Consider the following 14,797-nt stretch of genomic DNA (forward strand, 5'->3'; position numbering starts at 1 on the left):
TGGCCGTTCCGGCGGTGCTAAGCGGAGTGGCGGGCGTCATGTTCGGAGACCACCCTCTTGGGGGCCGTCCGCCGCCAGGCCTCGGTGACCACGTCGCGCAGCTCCTCCGGGTCGACCAGGTCCAGTCGGACGCTCACCCAGCCGTGGCGTCCGACGTAGCGCGCGAAGGAGAACACCTCGGGCTCGGCGGCGATCAGTTCGGCCTGGTCCTCGCGGGTGGCCTTGACGGTGACGCTGTCGCCGTCGGGGTCGCCCATCGCGAAGACCTTGCCGCGCACCCGCAGGGTCTGGATGCCCCAGGTCGGTTCCTGGGCGGCCTCCGGCAGGGCCAGGGCCATCGCGCGGAACTCGTCGAACGTCACCATGGCGGCAGGGTAGAGCAGGGCCCCGCTGCGCGCCCCCGCACCCCCGGGTGGGCGCGGGGGCGCGGGGCGCGGGCGGCGCTCAGCCGAGCGAGGCCCAGTTGTCGCAGGTCCGGTCTCCGTCGACCAGCCGGTCCGGGTGCCCGCTGCCGTCGGCGACCGAGATCCGGCGGTAGCTCTGGCCGCAGAAGACCCAGAACTCGCTGCTGCCGCTGACCCGTTGGCGGTCCGGGACGGGCAGGAAGCAGTCCCGGCCGTCGGCCCCGGTGACCACCGAGGGGTACCAACGGCCCACCGACATGTCGGGGTTGCGGGTCCAGGTCTCCGTCCACGGGTCGAAGACCAGCGAGAGCTTGGCGCCGGTGCCGCCGTTGCCGCCCAGGTTGCCGCCGAAGACGCCGAGCATGCCGTTGGGCAGGAAGGAGTGCCCGGAGCAGAAGAACGGCACCGGGCGGGGCTCGTCCAGGCCGTCCGGCATGTCCGGGACCGGCGGGTCGACCCGCCGGAAGGCGTCCTTGCCGGTGCCCTTGGCCGGGTCCCAGAGGAAGGCCCGGCCGGCGTTCTCCTTGCCGATGGTCTGGGTGGGGGCGGGTTCCTTCTCGGGGTTGGTCTCGATCCGTTCGAAGGAGAACAGCAGGACCTTGCCGGTGGGCAGCAGGGCGACGTGGTCGCCGAAGTCGGGGGAGGGGAAGTACTCCTTGAAGGCGCCGAAGGTCTCCGGCGCGAAGGCCTTGTTGAGCTGGGCCTGGGAGGCGGTCAGGGCGTTGTACCGGTTGGTGCGGGTGGTCTGCGGGTGGTCTGCGGGTAGTCGCCGACGCCGCGGACGGCCGCGCGCATCCGGGCGTGCTCCTCGGCGTGCTCCCGGCCGAGGGCGGCGACCTCGTCCTGCCGCACCTCCTCGGCGACCCGGCGGGAGTCGACGTGCGGGGCGAGGTCGTCCCCGCCGTGGGCGAGTGCCGGGGCGGCGGCGCTCAACAGGCTTCCGGTGGTGACCGCGAGGACCACGGCGGCGGCCGGCAGCCGGTGGCGGCCCCGGGGCCGGGACCGCGGGCGGGACGGGGACGGGGGCATGGATCTCCTCGGGGAGGGAGGGGTGTTCGGGGAGGGGGCGAATGCGGACGGACGGGCCGTGGGCGGGCGCGGTCCGGCGATGGACGCCGACCGTCACAGAACATCACAGTGCGTGGTGAGACGCATGTGCCGTGCCTCCCTTGGAGCGGTGCCCCTTCCGGGGATGCGCTGGAACGGCCGAAGGGGCGCGCACCGTTCGGTTGCGCGCCCCTTCGGAGCGGTGATCGCCGGCGTGGTCGCCGGGGTGTCACACCATGCCCAGCGCGTACGCGGCGAACAGCGCCGCCGCCGCGCCCGCCAGCGCCTTGCCGGCCCGGGAGAAGGCCGTCCACGGCCCGTCGAAGCGCCGGGTGAACCACCCGATCGTCACCAGGGCGGCCCCGAACAGCGGCAGCAGGGCCAGCCGGGCGGCCACCCAGCCGAGCGAGTCCGGCGCGGTGGTCAGCCCCGGCAGGGCGCCCAGGCCGGCTGCGCCGGGCACCGCCACCGCGAGCATCGCGCTCTGGTGCCAGCAGAAGATCGTCATCGCCGACAGGTTGACCGCCACCACCGGCAGCCACAGCAGCGGACGGCGGGTCAGCAGCCGGCCCAGCCGCTCCCGCAGCAGCACCGCCGCGCCGCACTGCACCGCGGCCAGGGCCAGCACCAGCAGGGACGGCGGGTGCGAGTTGGTCCGCTCGACGCCCGGCACCCCGACCATGCTCGCCGGGTAGTGGAACGCCACCAGCAGGACCGCGAACAGCGCCGCGCCGCCGAACAGCAGCACCCGGGCGGCCGACCGGCCGAGCCGGCCCTGCGCCCACAGCACGCCCAGCTGGTAGCCGAACATCCAGCCCGGCAGCAGGTTCAGCAGCCCCAGCCAGGACGGCACCGCCTCGGCCCACGGCCCGTACCGCAGCAGGTCGACCAGCGCGACCGAGGCCACCAGCAGGCCCGCCGACCACGGGCCGAGCCGCCGCCCGAAGGCCACGCAGAGCGGGGTGAGCGCGGTCAGCGCCAGGTACACCCCGATGTACCAGAGCGGCTGCACCACCAGGGTGGCGCCGGTGCGCAGGGTGTCCGCGGGCACCCCGAGCCGGGGCAGCAGCGGGATCAGCAGCGCCCACACCGCCGTCACCCCCAGCACCGGCCGCAGCAGCCGGACCGTCCGGGCCCGCAGCCAACTCCCGTACGTCAGCCCCTTCTCCCGGGCCCGCTCCAGCGAGCGGACCGAGGAGTGGCCGCCGACCAGGAAGAACACCCCGAGCATCTGGAGCACCCAGCTGGCCGGGGCGAGGCCGCCCAGGGCGGAGAGCGGGCTGGCGTTGTGCAGGGCGCCGTCGGCGGAGAGGGTCAGGCCGCCGAGCATCCAGTGGCCGATCGGGACGGAGAGCAGGGCGAGGGCGCGCAGGCCGTCCAGGGCGCGGTCGCGGCTCGCGGGGGTCTTCGCGTCGACCTTCGCGGCGGCGCGGCGCAGGGCGGCGACGGGGTGGGGCAGGGTGCTGGTGGGGCGGGCCATGGTGGTGCTCCTTCCTTGGCGGGGGGTGGGGCTCAGCGGCCCTGGGCGATGGCGGCGTAGGCGGCGAGGGAGGCGGTGCCGGGGGTGAAGTAGCCGGTGTGGCCGTGGGATCCGGTGGACGGCAGCGGGCGGGCGCCGAAGCCGGGGTCGGTCGGGTCGGCGCCGTGGCCGAGGCCGAGGAACCGGACGTTGGGCACGTCGCCGATCCAGTCCGAGTCGTTGCGGGCGGTGGCCCAGAGCGGCACCGCGGGGTCGAGGTCGGCGGCCGAGTCCACGCCCATGCCGGGCGAGCCGAGCACCACCAGGCCGGAGGCCCGGGCGGGGGTCGGGCGGGCCAGGCCGCAGACCACCGAGCCGTAGCTGTGGCAGAACACCGTGGGCGGGGCCTGCGGGGTCGTGCTGGCGGCGAGTCCGTCCAGGAACCGGTCGAGGCGGTCGGCGCCGGCCCGGGCGAGGTCCTCGGTGGCGGCGTCGAGGCCCACGCCGACCGGGGTGGTGTAGCCGGCCCAGGCGATCACGGCGGTCCGCCCGTCGGTGGCCCGGTACAGGGCGCGGGCCATGCCGACGGGGGTGCCGTACGGCTCGGTGGCGCGGTCGAAGGTGAGCAGGTCGATGTCCGAGCCGGGGACGATCACGGCGGTGCGGGGGGCGGTGGTGAGGTCGCCGAACACCTCGGCGACCTGGCCGCGGCCGCGCGGGTCGAAGGCGAGGACCTGCCGGCCGCCGTCCAGCAGGGTGCGGTAGCGCTCGGCGCGGGTGCGGGCGGCCTGCTGGTCCTGCGGGGTGAGGGCCGGGTCGGTGGTCCGGGCGAGTTCCCGGTCGCGTTCGGCGGTGAGGGCCAGGGTGTTGGCCCGGTACCGGAGCGGGACCGGGGCGCCGTCCAGGTTGCCGACCACCAGGGGGTGCCGGGCGGCCAGGGCCTGCTGCTGGGCGGGCGTCAACCCGGCGAAGAAGGAGGCCACTTGGGCGGGCGTGCTGGTGGCCGGGTCGGGGAGGCGCAGGCCGAGTGCGGTGTCGGCGGTCCAGGCGGCGCTGCCGGGCGGCGGGCCGGTGACGGCGGCCTGGGTGTCGGCGGCCCAGCCACCCGCGCCGAGCACCGCCGCCAGTGCCAGCGCGGTGGCGGCGAGCGCCCGCTTGGTACGGAGCTTGCGCATGTCCCTGTTCTCCCTCGTCCGTTCGGCAGCCGGCTTCGGCTTTCGACGAGGAGGAAGGTAGGAAGACGACGGCCCCGCGGACGTCACACCGCGGGGCCAACTACCCGGTGCTACCGGGGTATGAGGGGGACAACCCCCCTTACTCGCCGGGGGTTACCAGGCCGGACTCGTAGGCCAGCACCACGGCCTGGGCGCGGTCGCGCAGGTCGAGCTTGCCGAGGATGCGCCCGATGTGGGTCTTGACGGTCTGTTCGGCGAGCACCAGCTGGGCGGCGATCTCCTGGTTGGACAGGCCGCGGGCGATCAGCCCCAGCACCTCGGTCTCCCGCGGGGTCAGGCCGTTGAGCCGCAGTTTGGGGTCGCGGCGCCTGGCGGGCTTGGTGCGGGCGAAGTCGGCGATCAGCCGCCGGGTGACGGAGGGGGCGAGCAGGGCCTCGCCGGCCGCGACCACCCGGACCGCGGCGATCAGGTCGGCCGGCGGGGCGTCCTTGAGCAGGAAGCCGCTGGCCCCGGCGCGCAGCGCCTCGTACACGTAGTCGTCCACGTCGAAGGTGGTCAGCATCAGCACCTTGGGCCGGTGGGCGCCGGGGACGTCGGGGTCGAGCAGTCGCCGGGCGGCCTCCAGGCCGTCCATGACGGGCATCCGGACGTCCATCAGGACCACGTCCGGGTGGGTGCGGCCGGTGACCTCCAGGGCCTGGGCGCCGTCCGCCGCGTCCCCCACCACGTCGATGTCGCTCTGCGCGTTGAGCAGGGCGGCGAAGCCGGCCCGCACCATGGCCTGGTCGTCGACGATGATCACGCGGATGGTCATACGGGTGTCTCCTGGGGTGGGTCGAGCGGCAGGACGGCGGCCACCTTGAAGCCGCCGTCCGGCAGCGGGCCGGTGTCCAGCCTGCCATCGACCAGCCGGACGCGTTCACGCATGCCGACCAGGCCGTGCCCGGTGCCCTCGACCGAGGCCTCCAGTGACTCGGTGTGCTGGGACGGGGGCGCGTTGACCACGGTGAGCCGCAGTTCCGGGCCGTCCGCCGACAGCGACACCCAGGTCCGGGCGCCGGGGGCGTGCCGGACCACGTTGGCCAGCGCCTCCTGGACGATCCGGTAGACGGAGAGGCCGACGGCCTGCGGCACCAGCTCGGCCAGCCCCTCGTCCACGGTCAGTTCGGCGGGCACCCCGGCCCGCCCCACCGTCTCGACCAGCTGGGCGAGTTGGGCCACGCCCGGCTGCGGGGCCTTCTCCCCGGAGGCGTCCTCGCTGCGCAGCACCCCGAGCAGCCGGCGCATCTCGGCCAGTGACTCGCGCGCGGTGCCGGCGATCGCGGTGAACTCCTCGGCGGCGTCGTCCGGGACGCCCTGGATCCGGTACGGCGCGCTGGCGGCCTGTACCGCGATCACCGACATGTGGTGGGCCACCACGTCGTGCAACTCCCGGGCGATCCGGGCGCGTTCCTCCAGCAGGGTGCGCCGCTCGCGCTCCACCTCGCTGATCTGCTCCTGCTCGGTGAGCAGCCGGCGGGCGACCGCGCGGTCCTGCACGGCCCAGCCGAGCAGCAGGACGGCTCCGCTGAGCGCGATCAGCAGCACGGTGGTGCCGTCGCCGGCCCGGGGCAGTCCGAGGGTGGTGGTGAGGACGGTGAGCAGGAAGGTGGCGATCCAGACCGAGACCACGGTGGCCCGGCGCTCGCGCAGCCCGAGGGCGAGCAGCAGGAAGAGGTACGCGATGATCATCGGTGCCGTCCACGGCCAACTGCCCATCAGCTGGTGGTGGCGGGCGGTGATGGCGGCGGTGAGGACCAGGGTGGGGGCGCTGATCCACCAGGCGGCCAGCGGGCGGGTGATGGCGAGGAACAGCGGGGTGGTCTGGGCGACGGTGAGTGCGGCGGCGACCGGCAGCACCAGGCCGTAGAAGCCGACCAGGGTGGCGATCCCGGAGGGGATCAGCGAGGCCTGGAGGATGATCGCGACGGCGAACGGGATCCTGCGCACCCAGCGTCGGCGGGAGTTCCCGAGCAGCGGGGTCTCGTTCTCGCTGGAGATGGTCAGGTTCTGCCGCAGGGTGCGCAGTTGTCGGGCGGCGAACCTGCGGGCGTCGGCGGCGGTGAGCGTCTTCATCGCGGGCCAGCCTAGGAGCACGGGCCCGGGTCGCGCGTCGGACTGGAGCGCGAACCTCCGGGTACCACCCGGGTACGGGGTGGTACCCGGGTACTACGGGCGGGCGCTGCGGGCGTTACGGGCGGTCGCGCCAGTGGCCGGCCAGGGCGGGGCCGAGCTGGTCGAAGTAGCGCTCGATCACCACGACCATGCCCTCGGGGCCGGCCGGTTCCTGCTCGGCGGTCCAGGAGAGGTGGGCGGCGCGCAGCAGGCTGCCGAAGACGGCGGCGAGCACGACCGGGCGCAGGTCCTCGGCGGGGTCGAGTCCTTCGCGTTCGGCGAGCACCTGGACCACCAGCCGCTCCTGCTCGGTGACCCGGCGCAGGTGGGCGGCGAGCAGGGCGGGGGTGTCCTCGATGATGCGCAGCAGTTCGAGGGCGCTGCCGATGGAGTTGGGGCCGGAGGCCCGGGCGTTCCCGAGGTCGCGCCAGGCCTGGACGATCGAGGCGCGCAGGGCCTGGAGCGGGGTCTCCTCGGCGGGCCGGTGGTGCAGGCAGTGGATGAAGTAGTCCTCGGCGTCGGCCATCACGGCGAGGGCGACCTCGTCCTTGTTGGCGAAGTAGCGGAAGAAGGTGCGCTGGGAGACGTCGACGGCGGAGGCGATCTCGTCGACGGTGGTCCTGGCGAAGCCCTGGCCGAGGAAGAGCGCGTGGGCGGCCTGCACCAGGGCGTCCCGGGTCTGCTGCTTCTTGCGCTCGCGCAGGCCGGGGGCCCGGCCGAGGTCCTCCGGGGTGCCGACGGGGCGGGGGGTGCGAGCGGCCATGGCGGGGGCCTTCCGGGGCGCGGGTGTGGCGGGTGGGAGCACAACCTTAGCCGCCTGACAAATGGCAGTTCCGGCCACAAGTCACTGTTTGCCGAATGTCAGTCGCTGACATAATCTGCCGGAGTGGCGCTCGTCGGCCGGGCACTCGTGGGGACGGGTGGGTCGTCGCAGCGCCACCACCACGTGCCGGTCTCTGTCACGCCCCCGGAGGGCCCAGATGAGTCAGTCCGTCGTCAAGAACTCCGAGGCGGACGCGGCGCCGCCGTCGAAGCCGCCGGCCGGGGGAGGGCTCAAGGGGCACCCCTGGCTGACCCTGCTGACCGTCGCGGTCGGCGTGATGATGGTCGCCCTGGACGGCACGATCGTCGCGATCGCCAACCCGGTGATCCAGGAGAAGCTCAAGGCCGCGCCCTCCGAGATCCAGTGGGTCACCAGCGGCTACCTGCTGGCGCTCGCGGTCTTCCTGATCACCGCCGGCAAGATCGGCGACCGCTTCGGCCACAAGAGCACCTTCCTGGTCGGCGCGGTCGGCTTCGCCGCCACCTCGGCCGCGATCGGCTTCGCGGGCAACATCCAGACCGTGATCGCCTTCCGCGTCCTCCAGGGCCTGTTCGGCGCGCTGCTCCAGCCCGCCGCGCTCGGCCTGCTGCGCGGGGCCTTCCCGGCCGACAAGCTCAACATGGCGATCGGCATCTGGGGCGGGGTGATCGGCGCGTCCACCGCGGCCGGCCCGATCGTCGGCGGCCTGCTGGTCGAGCACGTCAACTGGGAGTCGGTGTTCTTCATCAACATCCCGGTCGGCCTGGCCGCGGTGGCCCTAGGCCTGTGGATCCTCAAGGACGTCCGGGCCGAGAACGCCGCGAAGTCCTTCGACCTGCCGGGCATCGGGCTGCTCTCGGTCGGGATGTTCGCGCTGGTCTTCGGGATCATCAAGGCCCCCGAGTGGGGCTGGGGCGACGCCCGGACGCTGCTGTTCCTGGGCGGCGCGGTGCTGCTGATGGTGCTCTTCGCGCTCTGGCAGGGCCGGGCGAAGGAGCCGCTGATCCCGCTGAGCCTGTTCCGCTCGGTGCCGCTGTCGGCGGGCGTGCTGCTGATGGTGCTGATGGCCTTCGCGTTCTTCGGCGCGATCTTCTTCGTGACCTTCTACCTCCAGAACGTGCACGGGATGAAGCCGGTCGACGCCGGCGTCCACCTGCTGCCGATGACCGGCATGATGATCGTCGGCGCGCCGCTGGCGGGCCTCGCGATCGGCAAGCTCGGCCCGCGGATCCCGATCATGGTCGGGATGCTGCTCACCACCGGGGCGATGGTCGGCATGTCCACCCTGGACACCGGCTCCGGCACCGGCGTGATGTCGCTCTGGTTCGTCCTGATGGGCCTCGGCATCAGCCCGGTCATCGTCGGCGCCACCGAGGTCATCGTCGGCAACGCCCCGCTGGAGCTGTCCGGCGTGGCCGGCGGCCTCCAGCAGGCCGCGATGCAGGTCGGCGGCAGCCTGGGCACCGCCGTGCTGGGCGCCCTGATGGCCGCCAAGGTCGGCGACGTGCTGCCCGGCAACTGGGCCAAGGCCGGCCTGCCGCCGGTCGAGGACCCGCAGGCGGCCGCGGGCCTCAAGCAGGCCGCCCAGCTGGGCATCGCCCCGCCGGCCCCGCCCGGCACCCCGCAGCAGGCGGTGGACCTGATGGCCGGCGCCGTGCACCAGTCCTTCGTCAGCGGGATGTCGCTGGCCTTCATGGTGGCCGCGGTGGTGGCGTTCGGCGCCGCCCTGGTGGCCCTGCTGACCCGCCGCGGCGAGACCGACGCGGGCCCGGCCGTGCACATCTGAGCCGGCCGGCGGACGGCCCCGGACTCCGTGGGGGAGACCGGGGCCGTCGTGCTGCCCGGGGTGCCGCTCAGACCCGGGTGAGGGCCACCAGCGGGATCGTCCGGGCGGCCTCGCGGTACTCGGCGAACTGCGGCTGGGCGGCCGACTGGCGGGCCCAGAGCGCGTCGTGCTCGGCCGGGTCGACCGCGGCCGCCACGGCCGGGTAGCGCTCGGTGCCGAGCTCGACGGTGACCTCCGGGTGGGCGACCAGGTTGCGGTACCAGACCGGGTCGGTGTCGCTGCCGCCGTTGGAGGCGAAGACCACCAGCCGCTCGCCGTCCGGCAGGTGGACCAGCGGGGTGGTGCGCGGCTCGCCGCTGCGGGCGCCGACCACGGTGAGCAGCAGCAGCGGCATCCCGGCGAGGTCGCCGCCCACCACCCCCGCGCCGGCCCGGAACTCGGCGATCACCTTGCGGTTGAACTCTCCCGCGCCGTCGGCGGGTTCGGGGTGGTGGTGCGTGCTCCGGTTCGTCATGGCGTCGAGCGTAGGACCTGACCCGGGTGTCCGGGGCGGGAACGCCGAAGGGCCGGACCCCGTACGGGAGTCCGGCCCCTCTCAGGCGCTAGCGGGTGATCAGGCGTCGCCGCCGGCGGCACCCGGGTCGGCCGCGGTCACGTCCAGCAGCTGGTAGCGGTCGATCGCGTCCTTCAGCGCCGAGCGGTCGATCTTGCCCTGCTTGGCGAGCTCGGTGAGCACGCCCAGGACGACCGACTGCGCGTCGATGTGGAAGAAGCGACGGGCCGCACCGCGGGTGTCGGCGAAGCCGAAGCCGTCGGCGCCCAGCGACTGGTACTGGCCCGGCACCCAGCGGGCGATCTGGTCCGGAACGGCGCGCATCCAGTCGGACACGGCGACGACCGGGCCCTCGGCGCCCTGGAGCTTCTGGGTGACGTACGGCACCCGCTGCTGCTCCTCGGGGTGCAGCAGGTTGAACTCCTCGGCCTCCACCGCGTCGCGGCGCAGCTCGTTCCAGGAGGTCGCGGACCAGACGTCGGCCTTGACGTTCCACTCCTCGGCGAGGATGCGCTGGGCCTCCAGGGCCCACGGCACGGCCACGCCGGAGGCGAGGATCTGGGCCGGGATCTGGCCGGCGGTGGCCGGCGCGTACCGGTGCAGACCCTTGAGGATGCCCTCGACGTCCACGTTCTCGGGCTCGGCCGGCATCTTGATCGGCTCGTTGTAGACGGTCATGTAGTAGAACACGTCCTCGCCGTGCGGGTGCTCGGCGCTGGAGCCGTACATCCGCCGCAGACCGTCCTGGACGATGTGCGCGATCTCGAAGCCGTACGCCGGGTCGTACGCGACGACGCCGGGGTTGGTCGAGGCCAGCAGGTGCGAGTGGCCGTCGGCGTGCTGCAGGCCCTCACCGGTCAGCGTGGTGCGGCCGGCGGTGGCGCCGATCACGAAGCCGCGGGCCAGCTGGTCGGCCATCTGCCAGAACTGGTCGCCGGTGCGCTGGAACCCGAACATCGAGTAGAAGACGTACACCGGGATCAGCGGCTCGCCGTGGGTCGCGTAGGACGAACCGGCGGCGATCAGCGAGGCGGTGCAGCCGGCCTCGGAGATGCCGTCGTGCAGCATCTGGCCGGTCGGCGACTCCTTGTAGGCCAGCAGCAGGTCGCGGTCGACCGACTCGTAGGTCTGGCCCAGCGGGTTGTAGATCTTCGCCGACGGGAACAGCGAGTCCATGCCGAAGGTGCGGTACTCGTCCGGCGCGATCGGCACGAAGCGGTTGCCGATGCCCTTGTCCCGCATGAGGTCCTTGAGCACCCGGACGAACGCCATGGTGGTGGCGATGGTCTGGTTGCCGGAGCCCTTCTTGACCGCCTTGTACGCGTCGTCGCCGGGCAGTTCCAGCTTGCGCGGGCGCACCTTGCGGGTCGGCACGTAGCCGCCCAGCTCGCTGCGGCGGTCGTGCATGTACTGGATCTCTTCCGAGTCGCGGCCCGGGTGGTAGTAGGGCGGGTAGCCCTCGTCCAGCTGCTTGTCGGTGATCGGCAGGTGCAGCCGGTCGCGGAAGCGCTTGAGGTCCTCGACCGTCAGCTTCTTCATCTGGTGGGTGGCGTTGCGGCCCTCGAAGTTGGGGCCCAGCGTCCAGCCCTTGACCGTCTGGGCCAGGATGACCGTCGGCTGGCCCTGGTGCTCGCGGGCGGCCTTGAACGCCGCGTAGATCTTCTTGTGGTCGTGGCCGCCGCGACCCAGGTGCTGGATCTGCTGGTCGGTCATGTTCTCGACCATGGCGCGCAGGCGCAGGTCGCCGCCGAAGAAGTGGTCGCGGATGTACTGGCCGGTCTCGGTGGCGTAGGTCTGGAACTGGCCGTCCACCGTGGTGTTCAGCTTGTTGACCAGGACGCCGTCGCGGTCCTGCGCGAGCAGCGGGTCCCAGCTGCGGTCCCAGACCAGCTTGATCACGTTCCAGCCGGCGCCCCGGAACTGGGACTCCAGCTCCTGGATGATCTTGCCGTTGCCGCGGACCGGGCCGTCCAGGCGCTGCAGGTTGCAGTTGACCACGAAGGTCAGGTTGTCCAGGCCCTCACGGGCGGCCAGCGAGAGCTGGCCGAGCGACTCGGGCTCGTCCATCTCGCCGTCGCCGAGGAAGGCGTAGACCTGCGAGTCCGAGGTGTCCTTGATGCCCCGGTGCTCCAGGTAGCGGTTCATCCGCGCCTGGTAGATCGCACCGAGCGGGCCGAGGCCCATCGAGACGGTCGGGAACTCCCAGAAGTCCGGCATCAGCCGCGGGTGCGGGTAGCTGGACAGGCCGTACGGGGCCTTCGACTTCTCCTGGCGGAACGCGTCGAGCTGCTGCTCGGTGAGTCGGTCCAGCAGGAAGGCGCGGGCGTAGATGCCGGGGGAGGCGTGACCCTGGAAGAAGATCTGGTCGCCCGACTCGCCCTCGGCGTCCTTGCCGCGGAAGAAGTAGTTGAAGCCGACGTCGTACAGCGACGCGGAGGAGGCGAAGGTGGCGATGTGCCCACCGACGCCGATGCCCGGGCGCTGCGCCCGGGAGACCATGACGGCCGCGTTCCAGCGGGTCGCGTTGAGGATCTTGCGCTCGATCTCCTCGTTGCCGGGGAAGAACGGCTCGTCCTTGGTCGCGATGGTGTTCACGTAGTCCGTGCTGCGCATCTCGGGCACGGCGACACGCTTCTCGCGGGCGCGCTCGATCAGCCGCAGCATCAGGTAACGGGCACGCTCACGCCCCCGCTCGTCGATGGCCGCATCGAGCGACTCCAGCCATTCCGCGGTCTCCTCGGGATCGAAGTCCGGGACCTGACTCGGAAGGCCGCCAATGATGATCGGGTTGCGATCGGATCCGGAAGCCACGCTGTTCCTTCACTGTCGGTCGAAACTGAGGTGTGTCGCGCCGCCTCCATCGTGCTACCGCGCTCGGAGATCCGTCATCTCTACCGATCGGTAACCGTTCCGCCTGGTGGACGGAACGGTCTGGTGGTGCGCGTCGCGGGCTTCTTCGTCCGCTCCGCACACCCCCGGGTGTTACGAAAAGAGGTGGTCCGACCTGGTGTCCCGTCCGCCCGATGGCGGGCGGCCGGGGTGAGGGCCAACAGGAGACTCTACGCCCGCGCACGCGCGGACCCCGAATGCCGTTCGCATCTCGGGCACGCGTACGGCCTGTGGGCCGGGACCACCCGAAGCATCCTTGTCCCACGCAGAGAAGGGCAAATCGGTGTGATTCCCGACACCTCGCCCGGCGTGTCCCGCTGCGACACGTCAACCTTTGGGGGGGATCGGCGGTCGGGTACTTGCGCGAACCGCCGCGCCCGTGTGGACTACGGCCACAGCCTCGGCATGGATGCCGGGCCGAATACTGGAGGTTATTCCCGTGAGCGCGACCGCGGACCCCGCGGACAAGTCCAACCCGGCGACCCGTCTCGGCTTCGAAGAAGGCCAGATCGTCCAGGAGCTGGGGTACGACGAAGACACTGACCAGGATCTCCGTGAGGGCATCGAGGAGATCACCGGGACGGAGCTCGTCGACGAGGACTACGACGACGTCGCGGACGCCGTCCTGCTGTGGCACCGCGACGAGGACGGGGATCTCACCGACTCCCTCGTGGACGCCCTGGAGTACCTGGCCGAGGGCGGGCTGATCTGGCTGCTGACGCCCAAGACCGGCCGGGACGGCCACATCGAGGCGTCCGACATCGCGGACGCGGCGAAGACCTCCGGCCTGTCGCAGACCAGCTCGATCGCGGTGGCCAAGGACTGGGCGGCGACCCGGCTGGCGACCAAGTCCACGGCGAAGCAGCCCAAGCAGCGCTGAACGGGCCCCGAGCCTCGCGCCGGGCACCTTCGGAGGACCTCCTCCGTCGGGGCCCGGCGCTTTTTCGTGCGGCTCCCCGGGCGGCCGGGGGTGCGGGTGCCGCGGGCGCTCCGGGAGTCGGGTGTTCCGGGTGTTCTGTGCGTTCGCTCAGGGCGGAAGGGGTGGGCCTTCCGGTGGGCGGCGTCATCCGTTCGGCCGAACGTCGGTCAACGGATGCGAGGATGTCGCCTGCCGTGCCCGTAGCGCGGCCAGGTCGCGTCAGAAAGGTCCCGCTCATGGCCATCGAGATCGGCACCCAGGCTCCGGACTTCGAGCTCAGCACCCAGCACGGGGAGACGGTCCGGCTGGCCGACTTCCGCGGCCGCAAGCACGTCGTCCTGGTCTTCTACCCGTTCGCCTTCACCGGCGTCTGCACCGGCGAGCTGGGCGCGATCCAGCGCGAGCTGGCCGGGCTGCAGAACGACGAGGTCCAGGTGCTCGGCGTCTCCTGCGACTCGCAGTTCTCCCAGCGGGTCCTCGCCGACCGGGAGGGCCTGGAGTTCCCGCTGCTGGCCGACTTCTGGCCGCACGGCGAGGTCACCCGGGCCTACGGCGTCCTGGACGAGCGGAAGGGCTGCCCGCTGCGCGGCACCTTCGTGATCGACAAGGCCGGCACGGTGCGCTGGAGCGTCGTCAACGGCCTCCCGGACGCCCGGGACGAGCAGGAGTACCTCAAGGCCCTGGCGGGCCTCTGAGCCCCCCGGACGGCCCCACGGGGCCCGTGCGACCCTTCGGCCCCGTCGTTCGGGCGTGCGTACGGGAACCCGGTACTACGCTCGGGCCGTTGGCGGAGTGCGGCGTACGTCCGTTTTTCGTCGGTCGGCGCCGAGAACCGCACCACCCGGGGGCACCACCCGTGCCTCCCGATTCTTGGAGGACACGTGGGAGTCAGCCTCAGCAAGGGCGGCAACGTCTCGCTCACCAAGGAGGCGCCGGGTCTCCAGGCCGTCGTGGTCGGCCTGGGCTGGGACGTCCGGACCACCACCGGTACGGACTTCGACCTGGACGCCAGCGCGCTGCTCTGCAACGAGCAGGGCAAGGTCGGTTCGGACGGGAACTTCGTGTTCTTCAACAACCTGAAGAGCCCGGACGGCTCGGTCGAGCACACCGGCGACAACCTGACCGGTGAGGGCGAGGGCGACGACGAGGCGATCAAGGTCAACCTGGCCACCGTCCCGGCCGACGTGCAGAAGATCGTCTTCCCGGTGTCGATCTACGACGCCGAGAACCGCGGCCAGAACTTCGGCCAGGTGCGCAACGCGTTCATCCGGGTGGTGAACCAGGCGAACAACGTCGAGCTGGCGCGCTACGACCTCTCCGAGGACGCCTCCACCGAGACCGCGATGGTCTTCGGCGAGCTCTACCGCAACGGCGGCGAGTGGAAGTTCCGCGCCATCGGCCAGGGCTACGCCTCCGGCCTGCGCGGCATCGCCCAGGACTTCGGCGTCAACGTCTGAGTCCTCGTCTGAGTCCTCCTGCGGCGCAAGGGTCTTGCGCGGTCCCCGGGGCGGGGGCCGGGCCGGCGGGGCCCCCCCCGCCCCCGCCACAAGGGGGGGGGGGGGGGGGGTGACGGCCGGGGGCGTTGGCGGGACTCGGGGGTGCAAAGAAG

General features: G+C 72.6%; 14 protein-coding genes. 4 read left to right on the top strand and 10 right to left on the bottom strand.

The genetic code is table 11. The features are described from left to right. Positions 1 to 17: 17 nt before the first annotated feature. From ACFY2K_RS12740 to ACFY2K_RS12775, 8 genes are all read right to left on the bottom strand, one after another. Entirely contained in the window at positions 18 to 365 is a 348-nt protein-coding gene (locus ACFY2K_RS12740; protein ID WP_375887752.1) for an MmcQ/YjbR family DNA-binding protein, read from the bottom strand. Positions 366 to 444: 79 nt separating this feature from the next. Further along, on the bottom strand, positions 445 to 840 hold the full coding sequence (locus ACFY2K_RS12745; protein WP_380594152.1) for a hypothetical protein: 396 nt from the start codon (positions 838 to 840) through the stop codon (positions 445 to 447). Between the two features lie 278 nt (positions 841 to 1,118). After that, the gene (locus ACFY2K_RS12750; RefSeq protein WP_387711193.1) at positions 1,119 to 1,433 is read right to left on the bottom strand and encodes a hypothetical protein; all 315 of its coding nucleotides are present in this window, start codon (positions 1,431 to 1,433) and stop codon (positions 1,119 to 1,121) included. Positions 1,434 to 1,680: 247 nt separating this feature from the next. Next, on the bottom strand, positions 1,681 to 2,931 hold the full coding sequence (locus ACFY2K_RS12755; protein ID WP_380594156.1) for an acyltransferase: 1,251 nt from the start codon (positions 2,929 to 2,931) through the stop codon (positions 1,681 to 1,683). Positions 2,932 to 2,963: 32 nt separating this feature from the next. Beyond that, the gene (locus ACFY2K_RS12760) at positions 2,964 to 4,085 is read right to left on the bottom strand and encodes an alpha/beta hydrolase (protein ID WP_387711195.1); all 1,122 of its coding nucleotides are present in this window, start codon (positions 4,083 to 4,085) and stop codon (positions 2,964 to 2,966) included. Positions 4,086 to 4,224: 139 nt separating this feature from the next. Further along, entirely contained in the window at positions 4,225 to 4,899 is a 675-nt protein-coding gene (locus ACFY2K_RS12765; RefSeq protein ID WP_375887764.1) for a response regulator, read from the bottom strand. Continuing rightward, positions 4,896 to 6,200: a sensor histidine kinase gene (locus ACFY2K_RS12770; protein WP_387711197.1), complete on the bottom strand. Its 1,305-nt coding sequence runs from the start codon at positions 6,198 to 6,200 to the stop codon at positions 4,896 to 4,898. Before ACFY2K_RS12770 ends, ACFY2K_RS12765 begins: the two co-directional genes overlap by 4 nt. A gap of 115 nt (positions 6,201 to 6,315) precedes the next feature. Beyond that, positions 6,316 to 7,002, bottom strand: a complete 687-nt coding sequence (locus ACFY2K_RS12775; protein ID WP_380644323.1) for a TetR/AcrR family transcriptional regulator — start codon at positions 7,000 to 7,002, stop codon at positions 6,316 to 6,318. 217 nt (positions 7,003 to 7,219) lie between these two features. On the opposite strand from ACFY2K_RS12775, the gene ACFY2K_RS12780 reads away from it, so the two are divergent. After that, positions 7,220 to 8,827: an MFS transporter gene (locus tag ACFY2K_RS12780; RefSeq protein ID WP_387711199.1), complete on the top strand. Its 1,608-nt coding sequence runs from the start codon at positions 7,220 to 7,222 to the stop codon at positions 8,825 to 8,827. A gap of 67 nt (positions 8,828 to 8,894) precedes the next feature. Here the strand turns inward: ACFY2K_RS12780 and ACFY2K_RS12785 are convergent, their stop codons facing one another. Beyond that, entirely contained in the window at positions 8,895 to 9,341 is a 447-nt protein-coding gene (locus ACFY2K_RS12785; RefSeq protein ID WP_380527530.1) for a nitroreductase/quinone reductase family protein, read from the bottom strand. Positions 9,342 to 9,440: 99 nt separating this feature from the next. Beyond that, complete coding sequence (gene aceE, locus ACFY2K_RS12790; RefSeq protein ID WP_375887776.1) at positions 9,441 to 12,191, bottom strand: pyruvate dehydrogenase (acetyl-transferring), homodimeric type; 2,751 nt, start codon at positions 12,189 to 12,191, stop codon at positions 9,441 to 9,443. A gap of 517 nt (positions 12,192 to 12,708) precedes the next feature. Between aceE and ACFY2K_RS12795 the strand changes: the two genes are divergently transcribed. From ACFY2K_RS12795 to ACFY2K_RS12805, 3 genes are all read left to right on the top strand, one after another. Then, positions 12,709 to 13,149 (top strand): DUF3052 domain-containing protein, encoded by a 441-nt coding sequence (locus ACFY2K_RS12795; protein WP_375887778.1) that lies wholly within the window; start codon positions 12,709 to 12,711, stop codon positions 13,147 to 13,149. A gap of 275 nt (positions 13,150 to 13,424) precedes the next feature. Further along, entirely contained in the window at positions 13,425 to 13,883 is a 459-nt protein-coding gene (locus ACFY2K_RS12800; protein WP_375887780.1) for a peroxiredoxin, read from the top strand. 186 nt (positions 13,884 to 14,069) lie between these two features. After that, positions 14,070 to 14,645, top strand: a complete 576-nt coding sequence (locus tag ACFY2K_RS12805; RefSeq protein WP_375887783.1) for a TerD family protein — start codon at positions 14,070 to 14,072, stop codon at positions 14,643 to 14,645. Positions 14,646 to 14,797: the final 152 nt, after the last annotated feature.

It is taken from the genome of Kitasatospora sp. NPDC001309, from assembly GCF_042896295.1.
GTDB lineage: Bacteria > Actinomycetota > Actinomycetes > Streptomycetales > Streptomycetaceae > Kitasatospora.